General features: G+C 67.4%; 24 protein-coding genes. All 24 read left to right on the top strand.

Features of this window, described 5'->3' with window-relative positions:
• The first annotated feature begins 212 nt into the window (after nucleotides 1-212).
• The 24 genes from rpmH to LMH63_RS19255 all read left to right on the top strand — a co-directional run bounded on the left by rpmH (nucleotide 213) and on the right by LMH63_RS19255 (nucleotide 23,647).
• On the top strand, nucleotides 213-347 hold the full coding sequence (gene rpmH, locus LMH63_RS19370; RefSeq protein WP_109678309.1) for a 50S ribosomal protein L34: 135 nt from the start codon (nucleotides 213-215) through the stop codon (nucleotides 345-347).
• Nucleotides 348-355: 8 nt separating this feature from the next.
• Entirely contained in the window at nucleotides 356-721 is a 366-nt protein-coding gene (gene rnpA, locus LMH63_RS19365; protein WP_229332671.1) for a ribonuclease P protein component, read from the top strand.
• Nucleotides 706-939, top strand: coding sequence for a membrane protein insertion efficiency factor YidD (yidD, locus tag LMH63_RS19360; protein WP_109678305.1), 234 nt, complete (start codon nucleotides 706-708; stop codon nucleotides 937-939). Before rnpA ends, yidD begins: the two co-directional genes overlap by 16 nt.
• Nucleotides 939-2,642, top strand: coding sequence for a membrane protein insertase YidC (yidC, locus tag LMH63_RS19355; RefSeq protein WP_109678303.1), 1,704 nt, complete (start codon nucleotides 939-941; stop codon nucleotides 2,640-2,642). Before yidD ends, yidC begins: the two co-directional genes overlap by 1 nt.
• Nucleotides 2,635-3,987, top strand: coding sequence for a tRNA uridine-5-carboxymethylaminomethyl(34) synthesis GTPase MnmE (gene mnmE / locus LMH63_RS19350; protein ID WP_109678301.1), 1,353 nt, complete (start codon nucleotides 2,635-2,637; stop codon nucleotides 3,985-3,987). Before yidC ends, mnmE begins: the two co-directional genes overlap by 8 nt.
• Nucleotides 3,988-4,563: 576 nt before the next feature.
• A complete protein-coding gene (gene mnmG / locus LMH63_RS19345) occupies nucleotides 4,564-6,450 on the top strand; it encodes a tRNA uridine-5-carboxymethylaminomethyl(34) synthesis enzyme MnmG (RefSeq protein ID WP_109678299.1) in 1,887 nt (628 codons plus the stop codon).
• Complete coding sequence (gene rsmG / locus LMH63_RS19340; RefSeq protein WP_109678297.1) at nucleotides 6,450-7,094, top strand: 16S rRNA (guanine(527)-N(7))-methyltransferase RsmG; 645 nt, start codon at nucleotides 6,450-6,452, stop codon at nucleotides 7,092-7,094. The genes mnmG and rsmG overlap by 1 nt, the downstream gene beginning before the upstream one ends.
• A complete protein-coding gene (locus LMH63_RS19335) occupies nucleotides 7,091-7,882 on the top strand; it encodes a ParA family protein (protein ID WP_109678295.1) in 792 nt (263 codons plus the stop codon). The genes rsmG and LMH63_RS19335 overlap by 4 nt, the downstream gene beginning before the upstream one ends.
• Before the next feature lie 58 nt (nucleotides 7,883-7,940).
• Nucleotides 7,941-8,801, top strand: a complete 861-nt coding sequence (locus tag LMH63_RS19330) for a ParB/RepB/Spo0J family partition protein (protein ID WP_109678293.1) — start codon at nucleotides 7,941-7,943, stop codon at nucleotides 8,799-8,801.
• A gap of 67 nt (nucleotides 8,802-8,868) precedes the next feature.
• Nucleotides 8,869-9,222 (top strand): ATP synthase subunit I, encoded by a 354-nt coding sequence (locus LMH63_RS19325; RefSeq protein WP_229332812.1) that lies wholly within the window; start codon nucleotides 8,869-8,871, stop codon nucleotides 9,220-9,222.
• A 24-nt stretch (nucleotides 9,223-9,246) separates the two neighbouring features.
• The gene (atpB, locus tag LMH63_RS19320) at nucleotides 9,247-10,017 is read left to right on the top strand and encodes a F0F1 ATP synthase subunit A (RefSeq protein ID WP_109678289.1); all 771 of its coding nucleotides are present in this window, start codon (nucleotides 9,247-9,249) and stop codon (nucleotides 10,015-10,017) included.
• Between the two features lie 67 nt (nucleotides 10,018-10,084).
• Nucleotides 10,085-10,348: a F0F1 ATP synthase subunit C gene (gene atpE, locus LMH63_RS19315; RefSeq protein WP_109678287.1), complete on the top strand. Its 264-nt coding sequence runs from the start codon at nucleotides 10,085-10,087 to the stop codon at nucleotides 10,346-10,348.
• A 53-nt stretch (nucleotides 10,349-10,401) separates the two neighbouring features.
• Complete coding sequence (locus LMH63_RS19310) at nucleotides 10,402-10,872, top strand: F0F1 ATP synthase subunit B (protein ID WP_109678285.1); 471 nt, start codon at nucleotides 10,402-10,404, stop codon at nucleotides 10,870-10,872.
• 11 nt (nucleotides 10,873-10,883) lie between these two features.
• The gene (locus LMH63_RS19305; RefSeq protein WP_109678283.1) at nucleotides 10,884-11,420 is read left to right on the top strand and encodes a F0F1 ATP synthase subunit delta; all 537 of its coding nucleotides are present in this window, start codon (nucleotides 10,884-10,886) and stop codon (nucleotides 11,418-11,420) included.
• Nucleotides 11,421-11,431: 11 nt separating this feature from the next.
• Entirely contained in the window at nucleotides 11,432-12,973 is a 1,542-nt protein-coding gene (atpA, locus tag LMH63_RS19300) for a F0F1 ATP synthase subunit alpha (RefSeq protein ID WP_109678281.1), read from the top strand.
• A gap of 20 nt (nucleotides 12,974-12,993) precedes the next feature.
• Nucleotides 12,994-13,863, top strand: coding sequence for a F0F1 ATP synthase subunit gamma (gene atpG / locus LMH63_RS19295; RefSeq protein WP_109678279.1), 870 nt, complete (start codon nucleotides 12,994-12,996; stop codon nucleotides 13,861-13,863).
• Between the two features lie 54 nt (nucleotides 13,864-13,917).
• Nucleotides 13,918-15,294, top strand: a complete 1,377-nt coding sequence (gene atpD / locus LMH63_RS19290) for a F0F1 ATP synthase subunit beta (RefSeq protein WP_109678277.1) — start codon at nucleotides 13,918-13,920, stop codon at nucleotides 15,292-15,294.
• 37 nt (nucleotides 15,295-15,331) lie between these two features.
• Nucleotides 15,332-15,757 carry a F0F1 ATP synthase subunit epsilon gene (locus tag LMH63_RS19285; protein WP_109678275.1) on the top strand — a complete coding sequence of 142 codons (426 nt, stop codon included), beginning with the start codon at nucleotides 15,332-15,334 and terminating at the stop codon, nucleotides 15,755-15,757.
• Between the two features lie 106 nt (nucleotides 15,758-15,863).
• Nucleotides 15,864-17,240, top strand: coding sequence for a bifunctional UDP-N-acetylglucosamine diphosphorylase/glucosamine-1-phosphate N-acetyltransferase GlmU (gene glmU, locus LMH63_RS19280; protein ID WP_109678274.1), 1,377 nt, complete (start codon nucleotides 15,864-15,866; stop codon nucleotides 17,238-17,240).
• 107 nt (nucleotides 17,241-17,347) lie between these two features.
• Nucleotides 17,348-19,180, top strand: a complete 1,833-nt coding sequence (gene glmS, locus LMH63_RS19275; RefSeq protein ID WP_109678272.1) for a glutamine--fructose-6-phosphate transaminase (isomerizing) — start codon at nucleotides 17,348-17,350, stop codon at nucleotides 19,178-19,180.
• An 833-nt stretch (nucleotides 19,181-20,013) separates the two neighbouring features.
• Complete coding sequence (locus tag LMH63_RS19270) at nucleotides 20,014-20,298, top strand: hypothetical protein (protein WP_109678270.1); 285 nt, start codon at nucleotides 20,014-20,016, stop codon at nucleotides 20,296-20,298.
• Between the two features lie 43 nt (nucleotides 20,299-20,341).
• Nucleotides 20,342-20,932: a restriction endonuclease subunit S gene (locus LMH63_RS19265; protein WP_109678268.1), complete on the top strand. Its 591-nt coding sequence runs from the start codon at nucleotides 20,342-20,344 to the stop codon at nucleotides 20,930-20,932.
• The gene (locus tag LMH63_RS19260) at nucleotides 20,929-22,443 is read left to right on the top strand and encodes a type I restriction-modification system subunit M (protein WP_109678266.1); all 1,515 of its coding nucleotides are present in this window, start codon (nucleotides 20,929-20,931) and stop codon (nucleotides 22,441-22,443) included. Before LMH63_RS19265 ends, LMH63_RS19260 begins: the two co-directional genes overlap by 4 nt.
• On the top strand, nucleotides 22,433-23,647 hold the full coding sequence (locus LMH63_RS19255; protein WP_109678264.1) for a restriction endonuclease subunit S: 1,215 nt from the start codon (nucleotides 22,433-22,435) through the stop codon (nucleotides 23,645-23,647). The genes LMH63_RS19260 and LMH63_RS19255 overlap by 11 nt, the downstream gene beginning before the upstream one ends.
• Nucleotides 23,648-23,731: the final 84 nt, after the last annotated feature.

Raw genomic sequence — 23,731 nt, 5'->3', positions numbered from 1 at the left:
GGATGCGGTCCTCTTGGCGTGCCAGGGTGTGGGGTCGATCAGCCGCGCCGGAAGAGTCTATACCCTGACCTCGGGGTTATCCACAGCGCCTGGACGCGCCGTTCGTTGACAGTTCAACACGCCCCGCAGTACATTCGCCGGCTCGGTTTTTCCGGCCCGGGCCCCCGTCCGGGCCTTTTCATGAAAGATTCGGAATACAGGCGGCAATCGTCATGAAGCGGACGTTCCAACCCAGCGTGATCAAGCGCAAGCGCACGCACGGCTTCCGTGCACGCATGGCGACCCGTAACGGGCGCAAGGTGCTCGCGCGCCGGCGCGCCAAGGGCCGGGCGCGCCTCACGCCCTGAGCTTGCCGGTGCCGCCGCCCGGTACCCGGGCGTTTCCGCGCAGCGCACGGCTCACTCGCCCGGCGCAGTATCGGCGGGTATTTCAGGGCGCTGAGCGGTTTGCCGATCGCTACTTCACCCTGCTTGCCGCGGGGGGAGCGCCGGAGCCACGGCTCGGGCTCGCCATCTCGCGTCGGGTTGCGCCACGGGCCGTCGACCGCAACCGTCTGAAGCGGCTGGTGCGGGAGTCCTTTCGGGCGCAACGGGCGGCTCTGCCCGCGGTGGATGCGGTGGTGATGGCCCGGCCCGCGGCACGCCACGCCGGCAATGCCGAGCTTGCCGCCGCGCTCGACCGGCTCTGGAGACGGATGGCTCAGCGATGCGCAGGATCCTGACGACGCTGGTACGTGGCTATCGCTACCTGATCAGCCCGCTGCTCGGGCACCACTGCCGTTTCCACCCCACCTGCTCCAGCTACGCCATCGAGGCACTCGATCACTACGGTGTCATGCGCGGTGGCTATCTTGCGCTCCGCCGCCTGCTCCGCTGCCACCCCTGGCATCCCGGCGGCTTCGATCCCGTCCCCCACTCGGATCCGGACAGTCAGCACTGATGGACAATCAACGCATCTTCCTCTTCATGGCCCTCGGACTCGTCCTGCTGCTCATCTGGACGCAATGGCAGGAGGACTACGGCCCGGCCAGTCAGCCCGCTCCCGTGGCCGAGCGCAGTGCCGAGTCCGAGCCGGGGGCGACGCCAGGCGCGGCACCCGAGTCTGCCGGCGTTGGGGAGCAGGGGGCGGCGCCGGACGCCCCGGAAGCCGCCGGTGGCGGGGGACGCGACCGCCCGGCGGCCGAGGGCACGGAAACGACGCCGGACAGCGATGCCGAGCGGGTTGAGGTGGTCACCGACCTCCTCGAGCTCGAGATCACCGCGGAGGGGGGCAATATCCGCTCGGCGCGGCTGCTGAAGCACACCGTGTCGGTGGACGACCCGACCCCCTATCACCTGCTTCAGGACACGCGCGATCTGCTCTTCGTGGCCCAGGCTGGGCTGGTCGGCGACGGCGTCAGCGCCCCTGACCACACGGCCCGCTGGCAGGTGGAGCAGGCGCGCTATGTGCTGGAGGACGGCGCCGACCGCATCGAGGTACCGCTGCGCTGGACGGCGGACAATGGCGTCACGATCGTCCGGCGCTACATCCTCGAGCGGGACAGCTACGTCGTTCGCGTGGTGCACGAGATCGAGAACGCGGGAGACGCGCCGTGGCGCGGCTACCAGTACACCCAGCTGCGCCGCAGCTCCGATGCCGAGGGGCCGGGCTTCCTCGGCGCCGCCAGCTACACCGGTGGCGTCATCTACAGCGACGCCGAGAAGTACGAGAAGATCGACTTCGGCGACATGGCCTCCGAGGATCTGTCGCGGGACATCAGCAACGGCTGGGCGGCGTTCATTCAGCATTACTTCCTGGCGGCGGTGATTCCGCCGCGGGATGAAACCCTGCGCTACTACACCCGCGTCAACAACGGCGAGTACATCCTCGGCATGAGCTCGCCGTGGCGGACCGTTGCACCGGACGAGCGGGGGCAGTTCGAGACGCGGCTGTTCGTCGGCCCGAAGGAGCAGGACCGTCTCGACGAGGTCGCCGCCGGCCTCGAGCTCACCGTCGACTACGGCTGGCTCACGGTCATCTCCAAGCCGCTGTTCATCGCCTTGGACTGGATCCACGGCGTGGTGGGCAACTGGGGCTGGTCCATCGTCCTGCTGACGCTCGGCATCAAGCTCGTGTTCTACAAGCTCTCCGAGACCAGCTACCGCTCCATGGCCCGCATGCGCAAGCTGCAGCCGGAGATGCAGCGCCTGCGCGAGCGCTACCCCGACGACCGCCAGAAGATGAACCAGGAGCTGATGACCCTCTACAAGAAGGAGAAGGTCAATCCGCTCGGGGGATGTCTGCCCATCCTCGTGCAGATTCCGGTGTTCATCGCGCTGTACTGGGTGCTGCTGGAGAGCGTGGAGCTGCGCCAGGCGCCGTGGATTCTCTGGATCGACGATCTTTCCGTGCGTGATCCCTTCTACGTGCTGCCGCTGATCATGGGCGCGACCATGTTCCTGCAGCAGAAGCTCAACCCGGCGCCCATGGACCCGATCCAGCAGAAGGTCATGATGGCCCTGCCGCTGGTGTTCACGGTGTTCTTCATGTTCTTCCCGGCGGGCCTGGTGCTCTATTGGGTGACCAACAACAGTCTGTCCATCCTCCAGCAGTGGATCATCACCCGTCGCATCGAGGCGGCGGACAAGTCGCGCAATGGCTGACGGCTCGGGCGCTGCCGGCGGTGCGGAGACCATCTGCGCCGTCGCGACGCCCCCCGGTCAGGGCGGCATCGGCGTCGTCCGCCTCTCCGGCCCTGCCGCGGCAGCGCTAGCGGCCGCGGTGGCGGGCCCGCTCCCGGCACCGCGCTACGCCGCGCTGCGCCGTTTCCGGGATGCCGCCGGCGAGGCCATCGACGAGGGGCTGGTGCTGTATTTTCCCGGCCCGCACTCGCTGACTGGCGAGGACGTGGTCGAGCTCCAGGGCCATGGCGGCCCGGTGGTGCTGGATCGCCTGCTGCAGCGCCTGCTGGCCCTCGGCGCCCGCCTCGCACGACCCGGCGAGTTCTCGGAGCGCGCGTTCCTGAACGGCCGCATGGACCTCTCCCGGGCCGAGGCGGTGGCCGATCTCATCGCCGCGCGCAGCGAAGCCGCCGCGCGCGCGGCCATGCGCTCGCTGCAGGGCGAGCTGGCAGGCCAGGTACACGCCCTGACCGACGCGCTCGCCGAGGAGCGGGTCCAGCTCGAGGCCCGCATCGACTTCGCCGACGAACCCCTGGAGGGGCTCAGCCACGACCCGCTGCCTGACCGTCTCGCGGCTCTGGCGGAGCGTCTGGCTGCCACCCGGGCCGCCGCCGGCCGCGGGCAGCTGCTGCGGGAGGGCCTCACCGTGGTCATCGCCGGTCGTCCCAACGCCGGCAAGTCCAGCCTCCTGAATCGCCTCGCGCAGCGGGATGCCGCCATCGTCACCGAGATCGCCGGCACCACGCGGGACGTGATCGATGAGCATCTGCATATCGACGGCCTGCCCCTGCGCGTCCTCGACACGGCCGGGCTGCGGCCGGCGGGGGACGCCGTCGAGCGCGAGGGCGTCCGCCGCGCCCAGGCCGCCATGGCGCAAGCCGATCGCCTGTTGCTGGTGGTGGATGACCGCGACCCGGCGGAGGCCGTGGCACGGCTGCGTACGGAGCTCCCAGCGCGGCCGACGACCCTGGTCCGCAACAAGTGCGACCTGAGCGGGCATCCGGCCGGACCCGCCGACGAGGACGGGTTCAGGGTCTCCGCGCTCACGGGCGCGGGCATGGATGAGCTCCGGGCGCACCTGCGCTCGGTCATGGGGGCGGATGGCGAGGTCGGCACGTTCACTGCGCGCCGCCGGCATCTGGAGGCCCTGGATACTGCCGGCGAGGCCCTGGCCGAGGCGCAGGCCGCCGCCGAGGCGGGCGCCGGGGAGGAGCTCGTGGCGGAGTCCCTGCGCATGGCCCAGCAGCGCCTCGGCGAGATCACCGGGGAGGTCACCACCGAGGACCTCCTTGGCCGCATCTTCGCGAGCTTCTGCATCGGCAAGTAGTTTCCTGACTGCGAGTCTGGCTTGGCCATGGTCGCATTCTCGCTGTCGCGGAAGGCGGTACCAGTGCGCGCAGCGCGGATCGGGGTCAGCGCCCGGAACCGTTCCGGTTGCAGGCGGAATCCGCGATGTCGCCCGCCGCCACCCGCACCTCCAGCGGTGGTGGCATCTTCCGCGGCGTGGGTAGCGCGGCTGACCGGCTCGTCAGAGAGCCGCGCTACAGAGCATGAACGGAGCGGGTCGGCAGCCGCCGTGGGTGGATGCCGAGGTCTCCTGGAGACTGGCCAGCCGCGGCGGTCTGAGGGCGTTCAGGGCCTGCCCCTCGCGGGACCGTATGCGGCAGGGATGCCGCATCCGAGGCTACAGGGAGGTATTCACGCCGTGTCCCGCGAGGGGCAGGCCCTGAACGCCCCCGGCACCAGACGTGGAAGCTGTTACCGCTGTGCCCGGCCGCTGTCCGACGCCGTCATGGATACAGCACCCAGGGATGCGACCGCGTTCCACGTGAAACAACGCTTGGTAAAACGCCCTCGCCTTGCCTAAACTCCGCGGCCATTCAACGCCCTGTGTACCGAAGCCATGACTGCCTCCAACCCCTATGACGTTATCGTGGTCGGCGGCGGCCACGCTGGCACCGAGGCCGCCGCCGTGGCGGCACGGGCCGGCGCCCGGACGCTGCTGTTGACCCAGAGCCTCGACGCCATCGGCCAGATGAGCTGCAACCCGGCCATCGGCGGCATCGGCAAGGGGCATCTCGTGCGCGAGATCGATGCCATGGGCGGGATCATGGGCCAGGCCATCGACCGTGCGGGCATCCAGTTCCGGGTCCTCAACCGCCGCAAGGGGCCCGCCGTGCAGGCGACCCGTGCCCAGGCGGACCGGCAGCTCTACCGCCAGGCGGTACGCGGGCTGCTCGACGGAATCCCTGGCCTCACCCTGTTCCAGGACGGGGTGGAGGACCTCGTGGTCGAGGCCGGGCGGGTCACCGGGGTGAAGACCCGCCTCGGGCTCACGCTGCGCGCGCAGGCGGTGGTGCTGACGGTGGGTACCTTCCTCGGTGGCCGCATCCACGTCGGTGACCGTCAGCATGCCGGCGGTCGCGCCGGCGACCCGCCCGCCAACGCCCTGGCCGCGCGCCTGCGCGAGCTGCCGCTGCGGGTCGGGCGGCTGAAGACCGGCACGCCGCCGCGCCTCGACGCCCGCTCCATAGACTTCGATGCCCTCGAGCCGCAGCCGGGAGACGCGCCGGCACCGTATTTCTCGCGCTGGAGCCGGGGCGACGAGCATCCACGCCAGGTGCCGTGCCACATCACCTGGACCAACGCCCGCAGCCACGAGCTGATCCGGGCCGGGCTCGACCGCTCGCCGCTGTTCAGCGGCGAGATCGAAGGGGTGGGGCCGCGCTACTGCCCGTCCATCGAGGACAAGGTGGTGCGCTTCGCCGACCGCGACAGCCACCAGATTTTCGTTGAGCCCGAGGGCCTCGACAGCGCCGAGGTCTACCCCAACGGCATCTCCACCAGCCTGCCGTTCGATGTGCAGGAGGCGCTGGTACGGAGTATCCGGGGCTTCGAGCGGGCCGTGATCACGCGCCCCGGCTACGCCATCGAGTACGATTATCTGGACCCGCGGGATCTGGCGCCGACGCTGGAGAGCCTGCACCTGCCCGGTCTGTGGCTTGCCGGGCAGATCAACGGCACCACAGGCTACGAGGAGGCCGCGGCCCAGGGGCTGCTGGCCGGGCTCAACGCGGCAGCCAGCGTGCGCGCGGCAGAGCCCTGGCGACCCGCCCGCCATGAGGCCTATCTCGGCGTGCTGGTGGACGATCTCACCACCCGCGGCACCCGCGAGCCCTACCGCATGTTCACGAGCCGCGCCGAATACCGGCTGCAGCTGCGGGAGGACAACGCCGATCTGCGGCTGCTGCCGGTGGCCCGGGCCTACGGCCTGGTCGCCGATGCCGACTGGGCGGATTTCGAGCGCTACCGGGGCGCCATCGACGATGAGACCGCGCGCCTGGCGCGCACGGTCATCCATCCCGGGGCGCTGGGCGGCGACGCCGGTGCGGCGGTGCTGGGCGCTCCGCTCGCCCGCGAGCAGGATCTGCTCGCCCTGCTGCGGCGCCCGGAGGTGGACTACGCGGCGCTGATGGCGCTGCCGGGCGCAGGGCCCGGCGTCGGCGATCCGCGGGTCGCCCGGCAGGTCACTATCGCGGCGCGCTACGCGGGCTACCTCGAGCGCCAGCAGGCCCAGATCGAGCGCACCGCCCGCCACGAGCACTGGCCGCTGCCGCCGGACATGGACTATCGGGCGGTGTCCGGACTGTCTGCGGAGGTCGGCGAGAAGCTGGCCGCCCATCGCCCGGCGACGCTGGGCCAGGCCGGGCGCATCCCGGGTGTGACGCCGGCGGCGCTGTCGCTGCTGCTGGTGCACCTGCGCCGGGGCGCCGAGCGCGCCAGCGCCTGATGGCGGCGAGCGCCGAGGCCCGTCTCGCCGAGGGGCTGGAGGCCCTGGGGCTTTCCCCGGCGCCTGCGGCGCGCCTGCTCGCCTATCGGGACCTGCTGGCGCGCTGGAACCGGGTCTACAACCTGTCCGCGATCCGCGATCCCGAGGCCATGGTCGAGCGGCATCTGCTGGACAGTCTGGCGGTGATCCCGCATCTGCCCGCCGGTCCGCTGCTGGACGTCGGCAGCGGCGGTGGTCTGCCGGGTCTGCCCATCGCCATCATGGCGCCCGGGCGGCCGATAACCCTGCTCGAGAGCAACGGCAAGAAGGCGCGCTTCCTGCGCCAGGCGGTCCTGGAGCTCGACCTCGCGCAGGTGAGTGTTGCCCATGAGCGTCTCGAGCAGCACACCGGCGGCCCGTACGGCGTCGTCATCTGCCGGGCCTTCAGCGAGGCGCTCGCGTTCTGGCGCGGGACGGCGCGGCTGCTTGCGCCCGGTGGTCGGGCGCTGGCCATGAAGGGCCGGCGGGACGAGATGGAATTGGCCGCCCTTTCCACGGAGGGCGTATCATGCCGCGTGCAACGTCTCGCCGTACCGGGCCTGGACGCCGAGCGCCATCTGCTGGTGCTGGGTGACTCGGGCCCCGAGCACAGGACAGCGTCATGAGCCGGACCCTCGCCGTGGCCAATCAGAAGGGTGGCGTCGGCAAGACCACCACCTGCGTCAACCTTGCCGCCTCGCTGGTGGCGAACCGCCGCCGCGTGCTGCTGGTGGACATGGACCCGCAGGGCAATGCCACCGTCGGCTCCGGCTTCGACAAGGACGCCCTCGAGCGGACCAACTACGAGCTCCTGGTGGGCGCGTGCGGTGTGGAGGCGGTGCTCCGCCCGGCCGAGTCCGGCCGCTTCGACCTGCTGCCCGCCAATGGCGATCTCACCGCCGCCGAGGTGGCGCTGATGGAGGCGCGTGAAGGGCGCGAGCGGCGCCTGCAGGAGGTGCTGGCGCCGCTGCGCGAGCGCTACGACTACATCGTCGTCGACTGCCCGCCGTCGCTGAACATCCTCACCGTGAACGCCCTGGTGGCCGCGGATGCGGTGCTCATTCCCATCCAGTGCGAGTACTACGCCCTGGAGGGGCTGACCGCGCTGCTCGATACCATCCGCCGGGTGCAGGAGACAGTGAACCCGTCGCTGCAGATCGAGGGTCTGCTGCGGACCATGTACGACCCGCGCAACAACCTGGCGAATCAGGTGGCGGCGCAGCTGCTCGAGCACTTCAGCGACCGCGTCTACCGTACCCAGATCCCGCGCAACGTGCGCCTGGCCGAGGCCCCGAGCCATGGCCTGCCGGCACTGCAGTACGATCGCACCTCGCGCGGCGCCATCGCCTACATGGCGCTCGCCTCGGAGCTGCTCCGCCGCGAGGGCGCGGCGGGGCTCGCCACGGCTGGATAGCGGCGATGGCCAGGAACAACCCCATGACGGAGCAGGGCCCGATGCAGGAGATGCGCGCATGAACAGCCGCCGGCGCGGACTCGGTCGTGGGCTCGACGCGCTCCTGGGGGGCGTTCCCGAGGATGCCGCCGAGGCGGCGCGACGCGGCGAGCTGCGTGAGCTGCCCCTGGAGCGGCTCGAGCGCGGCCGCTACCAGCCGCGGCGCGAGTTCGACCCCGCCGCGCTGCAGGAGCTCGCCCACTCGATCCGCTCCCAGGGGGTGGTGCAGCCCATCGTGGTGCGGCCGCTGCCGGGGGGCGAGCGCTTCGAGATCATCGCCGGCGAGCGCCGCTGGCGGGCGGCGCAGCTCGCCGAGCTGGAGACCATCCCCTCGCTGGTGCGCGATATCCCCGACGAGGCCGCCATCGCGGTGGCGCTGATCGAGAACATCCAGCGCGAGGACCTGAACCCGCTGGAGGAGGCCACTGCGCTCAAGCGCCTCACCGGCGAGTTCGGCATGACCCACCAGGCCGTCGCGGAGGCGGTGGGGCGCTCGCGGGTGAGCGTCTCCAACCTCCTGCGACTGCTGGAGCTCGCGCCGGCGGTGAAGGCGCTGGTGGCGGACGGCACCCTGGAGATGGGCCATGCCCGGGCGCTGCTTGCCCTGGACGAGGGGCGCCAGGCCGAGGCGGCCCGTCAGGTGGCCGAGCGGGGGCTCACGGTGCGCCAGACCGAGGCCCTGGTGCGCCAGCTGCTGGAAGGCGGGCCGCAGCGCGAGGAGAAGCGCCCCGACCCCAACATCCGCCGGCTCCAGGAGGACCTCACCGAGCGCCTCGGCGCCAGCGTACGCATCCAGCACGGGCAGCGCGGCAAGGGCCGGCTCGTGATCCAGTACAACAGTCTGGACGAGCTGGACGGGATCCTCGAGCACATTCGTTGAACCGGTGGGGGGATTTCCCTATACTTCGGCGGCCTTGCGAGGTCGCCGGCAGGAGACATCCGTGCTCATGAGGGTTGCGGGGCGCATCGCCCGGCTGCAACTCGCCATCGCGCTCGCAGGGGCTGCGGTCTGGGCACTGGCCGGTGGCCTGACGGCAGCGCTCGCGGCGCTGGTGGGCGGCGGTATCAGTGCCGCGCTGACCTTCTATTTCGCCGCGCGGCTGGGCGCCCGCGGCCGCAACGCGGACCCGAAGGCGGTCCTGGGGGCCTTCTACCGCGCGGAGATGATGAAGCTGTTCCTCGGGACCGGCCTCATCTTCACGGCGGTGTACGTCCTGCGGGACAACGCGGTGCCGCTGGTGACGACCCTCGCGGCGACACTGACCGCCTACTGGTTCGTGCTGCTCGGCGACATCGACTGAACGAGGCAAGGGGACACGGCACTCATGGCGACTGGCTCGGCCACCGAATACGTCCAGCACCACCTCGAGCACCTGAAGATCGGCGAGGGCGGTTTCTGGACCGTCCACATCGACACGCTGATCTTCTCCTGGATCACCGGTCTGATCTTCCTCGGTCTGTTCTACAGCGTCGCGCGCAAGGCCCACAGCGGCGTGCCGAGCGGGCTGCAGAACGTCATCGAGGCCTGTGTCGACTTCATCGACGAGCAGGTACGGGACAGCTTCCACGGGCCGCGCGAGTTCGTCGCGCCGCTGGCGCTGACCATCTTCGTCTGGGTCCTGTTCTGGAACCTGATGGACCTCATCCCCGTGGACCTGCTGCCGAACATCGCCATGGCCATGGGGATCGAGTACCTGCGCGTTCTGCCCTCGGCGGACATGAACGCGACCTTCGGCCTGTCGCTGACGGTGCTGGCGCTGATCATCATCTACAGCATCAAGGGCAAGGGCTTTGGCGGCTTCGGCAAGGAGCTGCTGTTCCATCCCTTCGGCCGGAACCCGCTGCTGTGGCTGCCCAACATCATCCTCAACGTGGTGGAGCTGATCGCCAAGCCGGTCTCGCTGGCGCTGCGACTGTTCGGCAACCTCTACGCCGCCGAGATGATCTTCATCCTGATCGCCCTGCTGCCGTTCTGGATCCAGTGGATCCCGGGCACGGCGTGGGCGATCTTCCACATCCTCGTGATCCCGCTGCAGGCCTTCATCTTCATGACGCTGACGGTCGTGTATCTGAGCCTGGCGTACGAGGAGCACTGAACCGCGGCCCCGGCCGATCACCCTTAACTCTCAACCCCAACGCCAAAGTCTCCACTCGGGAGGAATCATGGAAGCCATCGCTCAGGTCCAGGCGTTCACCGCCATCGGCATCGGTCTCATCTTCGCCTTCGCTGCCCTCGGCACCGGCATCGGTTTCGGTCTGCTCGGCGGCAAGTTCCTCGAGGGCGCTGCCCGTCAGCCGGAGGTGACCGGCCTGCTCCAGGTGCGCATGTTCATCGTTGCCGGCCTGCTCGACGCGCTCGCCATCATCGGCGTCGCCTTCGCCGCGCTGCTCATGTTCGCCAACCCGCTGCTCGCCGCCCTCGGCTAGGCCACGGCCAACGCAGGGCAATCGCAACGAGCCAGCAACCGGGAGCGTAGACCGTGGGCATCAACGCAACGCTGATCGGACAGATGATCACCTTCCTGGTGTTCATCCTGTTCACCATGAAGTTCGTCTGGCCGCCGATCAAACAGGCCATGAGCGAGCGCGAGAAGCGGATCGCCGACGGTCTGGCATCCGCCGAGCGCGGCCAGCACGAGCTCGAGCTCGCGCAGAAGAAGGCCGCGGAGAAGATCCGCGAGGCCAAGGAACAGGCCAACGAGATCATCGAGCGGGCCAACCGCCAGGGCGCTTCCATCGTGGATGAGGCCCGGGAGGAGGCGCGTGCCGTCGCCGAGCGCGAGCGCGCGGCGGCCGAGGCGCGCATCGAGCAGGAGGTGAACCAGGCCCGTACCGAGCTGCGCAAGCAGGTCGCGGACCTCGCCATCCTCGGCGCCTCCCGCATCCTCGAGCGCGAGGTGGACGCCAAGGCGCACCAGGCGATGCTCGACGAGCTCGCCGAGCAACTCTGAGGCAGGCAACCATGGCGCAGAGCACTACCGTCGCCCGGCCCTACGCCGAGGCGGTGTTCGACCTCGCCCGGGAGCGCAAGGAGCTCCCCGCCTGGTCCGATGCGCTCGATCTGGCCGCGGCCGTGGTCGCCGACGAACGGGTGGCCGCCGCCCTGCGCAGTCCGCGCCTGGACGACGAGCGCAAGGCCCAGCTGATCATCGACATCGGCGGCGAGCACCTCGGCGAGACCGTGCGCAACTTCATCCGGCTGCTGGTGGAGCGCGACCGCATCCTCCTGCTGCCGGAGATCGCGGCCCAGTACCGGGCCCTGCGGGCGGAGCACGAGCGCACCCTGGAGGCGCGCCTGATCACCGCCCAGCCGGTGGACGAGGGCGTGCGCGAGCGCCTCGAGGGGGCGCTCTCCACCCGCCTGGAGCGCAAGGTCACGCTCGCTTCGGAAATCGACGAATCGCTCATCGGCGGCGCCATCGTGCGCGCGGGCGACATGGTCATCGACGGTTCGGTGCGCGGCAGGCTTACCCGTCTGACCGGCGCCCTCAGCCGCTAAGAGGAACAGAGATGCAACTCAATCCGACGGAAATCAGCGACCTCATCAAGCAGCGCATCGAGAATTTCGAGGCGGTGGCCGAGGCCCGGACCGAGGGCACCGTGGTCAGCGTCACCGACGGCATCGTCCGCATCCACGGCCTCGCCGATGCCATGCAGGGCGAGATGCTGGAGTTCCCGGGCGAGACCTACGGCATGGCGCTCAACCTCGAGCGCGACTCCGTCGGTGCGGTGATCCTCGGCGACTACTCCCATCTGTCCGAGGGCGACAGCGTCAAGACCACCGGCCGCATTCTCGAGGTGCCGGTGGGCGAGAGCCTGCTCGGCCGCGTGGTGAATGCCCTGGGCGCCCCCATCGACGGCAAGGGCGAATTCAAGGCCGAAGGCAGTGCCCCGGTGGAGAAGGTGGCGCCGGGCGTGATCACCCGTCAGTCGGTGGACCAGCCGGTGCAGACCGGCCTCAAGGCCATCGACTCCATGGTGCCCATCGGCCGCGGCCAGCGCGAGCTGATCATCGGCGACCGCCAGACCGGCAAGACCGCGGTGGCCGTCGATACCATCATCAATCAGAAGGGCACCGGGATTAAGTGCATCTACGTCGCGGTGGGGCAGAAGAACTCCTCCATCGCCAACGTGGTGCGCAAGCTCGAAGAGCACGGCGCGATGGAGCACACCGTGGTGGTGGCGGCCGCCGCCGCCGAGTCCGCGGCGCTGCAGTTCATCGCCCCCTACGCCGGCTGCACCATGGGCGAGTACTTCCGCGACCGCGGCGAGGACGCGCTCATCATCTATGACGACCTCTCCAAGCAGGCCGTCGCCTACCGCCAGGTCTCCCTGCTGCTGCGCCGGCCGCCCGGCCGCGAGGCCTTCCCGGGTGACGTCTTCTACCTGCACTCCCGGCTGCTGGAGCGGGCCGCGCGAATCAACGCCCACGAGGTGGAGCGCCGGACCAACGGCGAGGTCAAGGGAAAGACCGGCTCGCTGACGGCGCTGCCGATCATCGAGACCCAGGCGGGCGACGTCTCGGCCTTCGTGCCGACCAACGTCATCTCCATCACCGACGGCCAGATCTACCTGGAGTCGGACCTGTTCAATGCTGGCGTGCGTCCGGCCATCAACGCCGGCCTCTCGGTCTCCCGGGTCGGCGGCTCGGCGCAGACCAAGGTCATCAAGAAGCTCGGCGGCGGCATCCGCCTGGCGCTGGCCCAGTACCGCGAGCTCGCGGCGTTCTCGCAGTTCGCCTCGGATCTGGACGAGGCCACCCGCAAGCAGCTCGAGCGCGGTCAGCGGGCGATGGAGGTCCTGAAGCAGAAGCAGTACAGCCCGCTGTCCGTGGCCTACATGGCGGTGTCGCTGTTCGCGCTGAACGAGGGCTATCTCGACGAAGTCGAGGTCTCCAAGGTCACCGCTTTCGAGGAGCAGCTCCACCAGCACATCGGCGCCAACCACGCCGAGCTGGTGAAGAAGATCAACGAGGTCGGCGAGTACACCGACGAGGTAGCCGAGGGGCTGAAGAACGCCCTGGAAGACTTCAAGGCCAACGGCTCCTGGTAACGGCATAGGGCGGCAACGGCATGTCCGGCGCAAAAGAGATCCGCACCCAGATCAAGAGTGTCCAGAACACTCAGAAGATCACCACGGCCATGGAGATGGTGGCCGCCTCGAAGATGCGTGGCGCCCAGCGGCGCATGGAGGCGGCCCAGCCCTACGCGGAGAAGATGCGTCAGGTGATCGGCCATCTGGCGCGGGCCAACCCGGAGTACCGGCATCCGTTCCTGCAGGAGCGCGAGGAGGTCAAGCGGGTCGGCTACATCATCGTCTCCAGCGATCGCGGCCTCTGCGGCGGACTGAACAACAACCTGTTCCGGGCAGTGCTGCGGGAGCTGCGGGACGATCAGCGCAACGGCCGCGAGGCGCGCCTGTGCACCATCGGCTCCAAGGCGATCCAGTTCTTCAGCCGACTGAGTGCGCCGGTGGTGGGTGAGACCTCCCAGCTCGGCGACACGCCGCACCTGCAGGATCTCATCGGCACGGTCAAGGTGATGATGGACCAGTACGCCGAGGGCGAGATCGACCGTCTTGTGCTCTGCTACAACCGCTTCGTCAACACCATGACCCAGCAGCCGACGCTGGAGCCCGTGCTGCCGCTGCCGGCGAGCGAGGACGAAGAGGCCGCCCCCCGCCACGGCTGGGACTACATCTACGAGCCCTCGGCACCCGAGGCGCTGGACCTGCTGCTGGAGCGCTACATCGAGTCGCTGGTCTACCAGTCGGTGGTCGAGAACATCGCCTGTGAGCAGGCCGCGCGGATGGTCGCCATGAAGTCGGCGTCCGACAACGCCGGCAGCCTCATCGACGATCTGAAGCTTGCCTACAACAAGGCCCGCCAGGCGGCGATCACCAAGGAGCTCTCGGAGATCGTCGCCGGCGCCGAGGCGGTCTAGGCCGCGCCGACCGCGACACCCGGACAGTCCGAATTTGCGAAGAGGAACCGAGCTATGAGTTCAGGAAAGGTCGTCCAGATCATCGGCGCCGTGGTGGACATCGAGTTCCCCCGCGATGCCGTGCCGAACGTCTACGACGCCCTGCGCGTGGACGACAAGGAGCTGGTGCTGGAGGTGCAGCAGCAGATCGGCGACGGGACCGTGCGCGCCATCGCCATGGGCACCACTGACGGCCTGCAGCGCGGCGTCTCGGTGAGCAACACCGGCAGCGCGATCTCCGTGCCCGTGGGCCAGAAGACCCTCGGCCGCATCATGGACGTGCTGGGCAACCCGGTGGACGAAGGCGGCGAGATCGGCGAGGAAGAGCGCATGCCGATCCACCGCAAGGCCCCCTCCTACGAGGAGCAGGCGGGCTCCACCGAGCTGCTCGAAACCGGCATCAAGGTGATCGACCTGCTCTGCCCCTTCGCCAAGGGCGGCAAGGTCGGCCTCTTCGGCGGCGCCGGCGTGGGCAAGACCGTCAACATGATGGAGCTCATCCGCAACATCGCCATCGAGCACTCCGGCTACTCGGTGTTCGCCGGCGTCGGCGAGCGCACCCGCGAGGGCAACGACTTCTACCACGAGATGAAGGACTCGGACGTCCTCGACAAGGTGGCGCTGGTCTACGGCCAGATGAACGAGCCGCCGGGCAACCGCCTGCGCGTCGCGCTCACCGGCCTGACCATGGCGGAGTACTTCCGCGACGAGGGCCGTGACGTGCTGATGTTCATCGACAACATCTACCGTTACACCCTGGCGGGCGTCGAGGTCTCCGCGCTGCTCGGCCGCATGCCCTCGGCGGTGGGCTATCAGCCGACCCTCGCCGAGGAGATGGGCGTGCTCCAGGAGCGCATCACCTCCACCAAGAAGGGCTCCATCACCTCCATCCAGGCGGTGTACGTGCCCGCGGACGACCTCACCGACCCGTCCCCGGCCACCACCTTCGCCCATCTGGACGCCACGGTGGTGCTGGCCCGCTCCATCGCCGAGCTCGGCATCTACCCGGCGGTGGACCCGCTGGACTCCACCTCCCGCCAGCTCGACCCGCAGGTCGTCGGCCAGGAGCACTACGACTGCGCCCGCGCCGTGCAGACCATCCTGCAGCGCTACAAGGAGCTGCAGGACATCATCGCCATCCTCGGCATGGATGAGCTCTCCGAGGAGGACAAGCTCACCGTGACCCGGGCGCGGAAGATCCAGCGCTTCCTGTCGCAGCCGTTCTTCGTGGCCGAGGTGTTCACCGGCTCCCCGGGCAAGTACGTCTCGCTGAAGGAGACCATCCGCGGGTTCCGCGCCATCGTTGACGGCGAGTACGACAGCCTCCCGGAGCAGGCCTTCTACATGGTCGGCACCATCGACGAGGCCGCCGAGAAGGCACGCAAGCTGTGAGTCCGGGGCCGAACGGCCCGCAACGCCAGGTAGCGATATGGCCATGACCATGCACATCGACATCGTCAGCGCGGAGGAGTCGATCTTCTCCGGCACGGCGGAGTTCATCCTGGCCCGCGCCACCGAGGGCGAGGTGGGCATACTGCCCCGGCACGTCCCCATGCTGGTGCAGCTGCAGCCCGGTGAGGTCACGGTGCGCGTGCAGGGCGGCGAGGAGCAGTTCTACTACGTCTCGGGCGGCATGATGGAGGTCCAGCCCCACGTGGTGACCATCCTCGCCGACGCCGCCACCCGCGCCCGGGACATCGACGAGGCGGCCGCCGCCGAGGCCAAGCGGCGGGCCGAGGAAGCCCTGCGCGACCGCAGCGGCGAGATGGACTACGCCCGCGCCCAGGCCGAGCTGGTCGAGGCCGCCGCCCAGCTGCGCACCATCGAGAAGCTCCGCAAGCGCCGCGGCAACTGACCGCAACCCCCGCCCGGCGGCGGCAGGCAGCTGCCGCCCGCCCTTCCGCCCCCTGCGACCGGCCGGCTACACTGCGCTCCGTCCCGGAGCCATCGCAGGAGTGCGCATGCCCGCTTCCCCGATCAGTGTCATCGTCCTCGCCGCTGGCGAGGGCAAGCGCATGCGCTCCGCGTTGCCCAAGGTGCTGCACCCGGTGGGCGGGCGGCCGATGCTGCAGCGCGTCCTCGATGCCGCCCGTGCCCTGCGGCCGGAGGCCCTGCACGTGGTCTACGGCCACGGTGGCGAGCGGGTCCGGGCGGCGCTGATCGACGACGATCTGGAGTGGGCGCTGCAGGCCGAGCAGCTCGGCACCGGGCATGCCGTGGCCCAGGCGCTGCCCACGATCCCGGAGCGCCACCGCGTGCTGGTGCTCTGCGGTGACGTGCCGCTGATCACCCCCGCCACCCTGGAGCGGCTCTGTGCGGCCGCCGGCGACGGCGACGCCGCCCTGCTCACCATCACTCTGGACGATCCCACGGGCTACGGCCGTATCCTGCGCGATGCTGGCGGCGATGTGGCCGGCATCGTCGAGGAAAAGGATGCCAGCGAGGACGAGCGCGCCATTCGCGAGATCAATACCGGCCTCATGTGCCTGCCGGCGGGCCGGCTGCGGGCCTGGCTCGACAGCCTTGACGCCAACAACGCCCAGGGGGAGTACTACCTCACCGACGTCATCGCCCTGGCGCGGCGGGAGGGCACCGCCGTGCACCCGGTCGCCTGCCCTGATCCCTGGGAAGTCCAGGGCGTCAACGACCGCGCCCAGCTCGCCGGCGTGGAACGGGCCTGGCAGCGGCGCGAGGCGCATCGCCTGATGCGCGAGGAGGGTCTAGGGCTCGCCGATCCCGCGCGGTTCGACCTGCGGGGCGAGCTGCATGTGGGGCGGGACTGCTTCCTGGACGTCGGCGTCGTCGTGGAGGGCGAAGTGCATCTGGGGGACAACGTGACCGTCGGCCCCTACGTCCTGCTCCGCGACTGCCGGCTGGAGGCGGGCGTTCACATCGCCGGCCACAGTGTGCTGGACGGCGCCGTGCTGGCGGCGGGAGCGGCCGCGGGCCCGTTCGCGCGGCTGCGCCCCGGGAGCCGGCTCGCGGAGAACGCGAAGGTCGGCAATTTCGTGGAGACCAAGAACGTTGAGGTCGGGCCCGGCAGCAAGATCAATCACCTTTCCTATGTGGGGGATGCCGAACTCGGCCAAGGCGTCAATGTTGGCGCCGGCACCATCACCTGCAATTATGACGGCACCGCCAAGCACCGCACGGTGATCGGCGACGGCGCCTTCATCGGCTCCAACACCGCGCTGGTGGCGCCGGTGACGGTGGGCGCGCACGCCACCATCGGCGCCGGCAGCACCGTGCGCCGCGACGTGCCGGACGACGCCCTCGCCGTGACCGGGTCGCGGCAGCGAACCATCGAGGGCTGGCGGCGGAAATCGGACAAGGGATAGGGGGTAGTTCAAAGTTCAAAGTTCAAAGTTCAAAGCACCGCGCCAGCCGGCGTCTCGACTTTGAACTTTGAACTTTGAACCTTGAACTCCCCCGCAAGGGGGACACCATGTGCGGAATTGTCGGCGCGGTCGCGGAACGTGATGTTGCGGCCATCCTGCTTGAAGGTCTGCGGCGCCTGGAATATCGAGGTTACGACTCGGCCGGCCTGGCGGTCCTGGATGGCGAGGGCGCCCTGCGCCGGCACCGTGCCGTGGGCAAGGTCGCGGCGCTGGCCGACACCCAGGCGACGACGCCCCTTGGCGGGCACACCGGCCTGGCGCACACCCGCTGGGCCACCCACGGCGCGCCCACCGAGGCGAACGCCCATCCCCACGTCGCCCGCGACGACGTCGCCATCGTCCATAACGGCATCATCGAGAACCACGAGGCCATCCGCCGCGACCTCGAGGGCCGCGGTTACGTCTTCAGCTCGGAGACGGACACCGAGGTGGTGGTGAACGAGATCCACGCCGGCCTCGAGGTTGGGGATGACCTCCTCGCCGCGACCCGCCACGCCATCCGCGCCCTGGACGGTGCTTACGCCCTCGGCGTCATCAGCCGGCGCGAGCCCGGTCGCCTGATCGCCGCCCGCCAGGGCAGCCCGCTGGTAGTGGGTGTGGGCATCGGCGAGCATTTCATCGCCTCCGACGTCGCCGCCCTGCTGCCCGTGACCCGGCGCTTCATCTACCTGGAGGAGGGCGACGTCGCCGATCTCACGCGGGAGTCCGTCACCATCTACGACCGCGACGGCCGCCGGGTCGAGCGCCCGATCAAGACCTCCGAGCTCACTGCGGAGGCTGCCGAGCGCGGCAACTTCCGCCACTTTATGGCCAAGGAGATCCACGAGCAGCCGCGGGCGATCGCCGAGACGCTGGAAGGCCGCGTCTCCGAGCGCCGGGTGCTGGCCGAGGCGCTGGGGCCGGAGGCCACCGCGGTGCTCGACCGTGCCCAGCGCGTGCAGATCGTCGCCTGCGGCACCAGTTACCACGCCGGCCTGGTGGCCCGGTACTGGTTCGAGGGCATCGCCGGGCTGCCCTGCGACGTGGAGGTGGCGAGCGAATTCCGCTACCGGACCCACGTCGTGCCCGAGGGCACGGTCTTCCTCACCATCTCCCAGTCCGGCGAGACCGCCGACACCCTGGCCGCCCTGCGCGAGGCAAAGCGCATGGGCTACATGGCGACCCTCGCCATCTGCAACGTGCCCGAGAGCTCCCTGGTGCGCGAGTCGGATCTGGTGCTGATGACCCGCGCCGGCCCCGAGATCGGCGTCGCCTCCACCAAGGCCTTCACCACCCAGCTGACGGCTTTGCTGCTCACCGTCATCGCGGCAGGCCGCCACCAGGGGCTCGATGCCGAGCGCGAGCAGGCCCTGGTTCAGGCGCTGCGCCACCTGCCGCGGCAGATGGAGGAGGTGCTTGCGCTGGAATCGGAGATCGAGACCCTCGCCGAGGACTTCGTCGACAAGCGCCACAGCCTCTTCCTCGGCCGCGGCGTGCAGTACCCCATCGCCATGGAGGGGGCGCTCAAGCTCAAGGAGATCTCCTACATCCACGCCGAGGCCTACCCCGCGGGCGAGCTCAAGCACGGCCCCCTGGCGCTGGTGGACAGCGAGATGCCCGTGGTCACCGTCGCCCCCCGCGACGACCTGGTGGAGAAGCTCAAGTCCAACCTGCAGGAAGTCCGCGCCCGCGGCGGTCGCCTCTACGTGTTCGCCGACGCCGCCACCGCCCCCCGCGACGACGACGGCTATCGGGTGATCACCCTCCCGGCCGTGGACGAGGTCACCGCGCCCATCCTCTACACGCTCCCACTGCAGCTCCTCGCCTACCACGTCGCCGTGCTCAAGGGCACGGACGTGGACCAGCCGCGGAATCTCGCCAAATCCGTGACCGTGGAATAGCAGGGGCCCGGTCAGGCGCAGATGGATCGGTGGAATAAGGTTTGAGACAGTTGGAAAAGGTTCGAGACTCTTCCGTCCCAATTTGGAAGAGGTTAGAGACAAAACCGATGCGCCACCGTGGCAAACGGTGGCCGATCTGCTTTCAGGGGTACACGAAGTTTCACCGCGGAACGCACCGTTAGGCTCATCGAATCGGCGTGCAGGATAAGGGGGCTGCAGTCGCTCCTTCGCGAACACGATGGGACGAGGGAGCGCAAGGACCACGCGTGGGAATATCCCCACTGACGTCGACTGAAGGGCGCCACCGACAGGGCCTTCCATGAGAGGTGCACCCGCTACTCGATGATACACACGGCGCTCTTGAAATTACGTGTTGGTCACCGACCGCGAGCGGCCCAGCCAAGGCCTCCGTTCTGGCATCACGCAAACCACATTGCCCCTCGCGGCTAGACACTGCGTGCCTGCCGCTGCGTGGGACGAGGCGAAGGAACTGGCCCGCAGACCCATTGGGCCGCGCGTACAGCCCGCCGAAAAGAGCCCAACCCAGCTACCCCGTCTGGTCGGTGCCCAGCTGGTGCCAACGCAGCCCCCAGGCAGCGCGAATGGCGGAGTTCTGAGGAGTGCCGCTGTTTTGCTGTCCGCTCTCATAGCTGATAGCAACTCTACTGTGCCCCGATCGCATTGACAGTAGCCGCCGCCGCAGGTAGCGTTCTTGAGGGCGCTGGCTTCACAGTAGATCTTCTATAACTTCTCAGTCAGGGCCCGAAGGTCTGCGGCAGGCCGCCACCTGCCGCAGTGCTATAGAACCTGTTCGTTATGAGAGGCGATAAAGCATGCGAATTTATCAAGTCGACTACGACCTGCGCGAGCAGCGGGATTATCAGGCCCTCTACGAGAGGCTCAGAAGTTACAGCGTCTGGTGTCGCCCTCTGGAGTCGACCTGGATTATTGGAACCACTCAGACGGCGGCCCAGGTTCGGGACTACCTGAAGGGCGCGATGGACCCCGACGACGGGATACTGGTAACGAGGCTCAGCGGCGAGGCTGCGTGGGCCAACGTGTCCGACGACCGGGCTTCCCGCTACCTGAAGGAGCTGTTGGAACGTCAGGCGGCCTGATTGGCGAGGTGCCAAGGACGGCGCCCAACTGAAAGAGGGACAGATGACACGAACCGTATCAATCGGAGAAATCGCTCAGGTGCGCAGCGGGTATACATTCCGCAAAGCCACATCGGAGTCGTATGCCAGCGGACTGCTAGGCCTCCAGATTCGTGATGTCCGGGACACCACCGTCGTCGATCCATCGCGTCTTTCCGTCATCGAGTGGCACAGTGAAGGTCGGCCGCCAGTGCTTGAACCGGGCGAAGTGGTGTTCGCGGCGAAGGGTAGCTACAACCGAGCCGCAGTATTTTGCGACGAGAAAAGCCAGGTCGTGCCGTCGAACCAGTTCCTCGTGCTTAGAGTTCGGAATAGCGGTCCTATCTCGCCGGAGTTCCTGTGCTGGACCTTGAACTACGAAGATACCCAGAGGCGGCTTGCCGAGCTTCAGTCGGGAACCAGCATCTTCTCCATCAACAAGAAGGCCCTTCGGGATTTCGAGTTGTCGCTGCCCGCCCGTCAGACACAGGAGAAGATCCTTCGACTGAACGCCCTGTGGGAAAAGGAGCGGCGGCTCTCGGAAGCACTTATTGAGAACGGAGAAACCTTGGTGCACGGCATGTTCCAGCGGTTACTGAACGGGGCAGAGAAGTGAGCAACACGATCAACCAGGACCAGATCAATAAGGCCGTTTGGCGCGCCTGCGACACCTTCCGCGGCACCGTGGACCCGAGCATCTATAAGGACTATGTGCTCACCATGCTGTTCGTGAAGTACTTGTCGGACGTCTGGCAGGACCACTGGGAGCAGTATCAGGAAGAGCATGGCGACCACCCGGAACTGATCCAGGAGCTGATGAAGAACGAGCGGTTCGTGCTGCCAGAGGGCGCCAACTTCTACGACCTGTACAAGCGCCGGCATGAGCCGGGTAACGGTGAGCGCATCGACAAGGCGCTGCACGCCATCGAGGAAAGCAACAGTCAGAAGCTGAGTGACGTCTTTCAGGACATCAGCTTCAACTCTACCAAGCTCGGTGACGAGAAGCACAAAAACGAGATCCTCAGGGCGCTGCTGGAGGACTTCTATCGGCCGGAACTGAACCTGCGTCCCAGCCGCATTGGTCGGCTGGATATCATCGGCAACGCCTACGAGTACCTGATCGCCCAGTTCGCGGCGACGTCCGGTAAGAAGGCCGGCGAGTTTTACACGCCGGCTGAGGTCTCCGAACTGATCGCTGAGCTGCTGGCCCCGAAGGAAGGCGACGAGATTTGCGATCCAGCCTGCGGGTCCGGTTCGCTGCTGCTGAAATGCGCCAACCAGATCAAGAACGCCTACAACGGCTCGAAGCGCTTCGCCCTGTACGGTCAGGAGGCCATCGGCAGCACCTGGGCGCTGGCGAAGATGAATATGTTTCTGCACGGGGTGGATAACCACAAGATCGAGTGGGGCGACACCCTGCGAAACCCGAAGCTGCTGGACGATGAAGGTCGCCTAAAGCATTTCGATGTAGTGGCCGCCAATCCGCCGTTCTCTCTGGACAAGTGGGGCCACGAAGGCGCCGGCGATGACCCCTACGGCCGCTTCCGCCGCGGTGTGCCGCCGAAGACCAAGGGCGACTACGCCTTCATCCTGCACATGGTCGAAACGCTGAAGCCCGGCACGGGCCGTATGGGCGTGGTGGTGCCCCATGGCGTGCTGTTCCGCGGCTCCAGCGAAGGGAAGATCCGCAAGCACTTGATCGAGGAGGACCTGCTGGATGCCGTTATCGGTCTGCCGGAGAAGCTGTTCTACGGCACCGGTATCCCGGCAGCGATCCTGGTGTTCCGCCAGGACAAGACCGACGAGAACGTGCTTTTCATCGACGCCAGCCGGGAGTTCCAGCCGGGAAAGAACCAGAACGCGTTGTCCGAAGGGAATATCCGCAAGATCGTCGAGACCTACACAGCTCGCGTCGAAGTGGACAAATACGCTCACCTCGCCACGCCGGCGGAAATCGCGGAGAACGACTTCAATCTGAATATTCCCCGCTACGTGGATACCTTCGAGGAAGAGGAAGAGATCGACTTGATGGCGGTGCGGGCCGAGCGCAAGCAGCTCAAGGACAAGTTGGCAACGCTGGAGCAGGAGATGGACGGCTACCTGAAGGAGCTGGGATATGGTTCCTGAGGGGTGGGAAAGAGTGCCGTTGGTTAAAATTGCTGAGGTACGTTCGGGCGTGGCCAAGGGCAAAAGCGGACTGAAAGATGGGGTTAGCGTCCCCTATCTTCGTGTTGCGAATGTTCAAGATGGATATATTGACACAACCGAACTTAAAACCATCGAAATAGAAAAGAGCCAGCTCGAGCGTTATTCACTCAAAGTAGGCGATGTCCTCATGAACGAGGGGGGAGATTTCGACAAGCTCGGCCGCGGCGATGTGTGGGATGGGAGAGTAGATCCGTGCCTTCATCAGAACCATGTTTTTGCGGTGAGAGTAAACCGTGGCGTCATTGAGCCATATTTCCTCGCTGCATTGGCCGCAAGTAATTATGGAAAAACGTACTTTCTGAATTGCTCTAAGCGAAGCACGAATCTTGCCTCGATAAATTCCACTCAGCTTAAAGAGTTTCCAGTTCTTGTTCCGCCGCTGCAAGAACAAGAAAAAATTGCCAAAATCCTCTCCACCTGGGGCGAAGCCATTGCCACCACAGAGCAGCTTCTGGCCAATAGCGAGCAGCAGAAAAAGGCCCTGATGCAGCAGTTGCTGACGGGGAAGAAGCGGTTGCCAGGGTATGAGCGCGCGTGGATTGAAGCGCCCCTCGGCGACCTGTTTGAGGAAAGAAAGGAGTTTGGAGCTATAGGGTTGCCGCTCCTCTCGGTCACCTCGGAACAGGGCATCATTAGCCAAGGCAAGGTTGGAAGAAAGGATACCTCCAGCGACGACAAATCGAAGTATCTTAGAGTATGTCCCGGCGATATTGCCTATAACACCATGCGCATGTGGCAAGGCGTTTCGGGGTTATCCAGCCGTGAAGGTATTGTTAGTCCGGCATATACCGTCCTTAAGCCCAAAAAGGACATTGACCCACGCTTCGCATCCTATCTCTTTAAGTTGCCGAGAATGGTGCATCGCTTCTACCGGAATTCCCAGGGCTTAGTATCAGATACGTTAAATCTGAAGTACCAGCAGTTCTCAAAGATCAAGGTCGTTGTGCCTGAGCGTAGCGAGCAGCGAGCGATAGCTGAAGTGTTGAGCAAAGAAGATGAGGTTATTAGCTACCTGAAGGAACAGGTGGAGCAGTTGGAGCAGGAAAAGAAGGCTCTGATGCAGCAGCTCCTCACTGGAAAGCGCCGCGTCAAAGTGGACGAGGCGGAACAGGCCACTGCCTGAGGCCGATCATGACCAGGAACCGGAGAGCATCTTGTTGGATAAAGTAACCCCCAACACCGGGGAGCTCTACGCTTCGCATATTCC

It is taken from the genome of Spiribacter halobius, assembly GCF_020883455.1.
Taxonomy (GTDB): domain Bacteria; phylum Pseudomonadota; class Gammaproteobacteria; order Nitrococcales; family Nitrococcaceae; genus Sediminicurvatus; species Sediminicurvatus halobius.
This window is presented reverse-complemented; position numbering and strand designations above follow the sequence as displayed.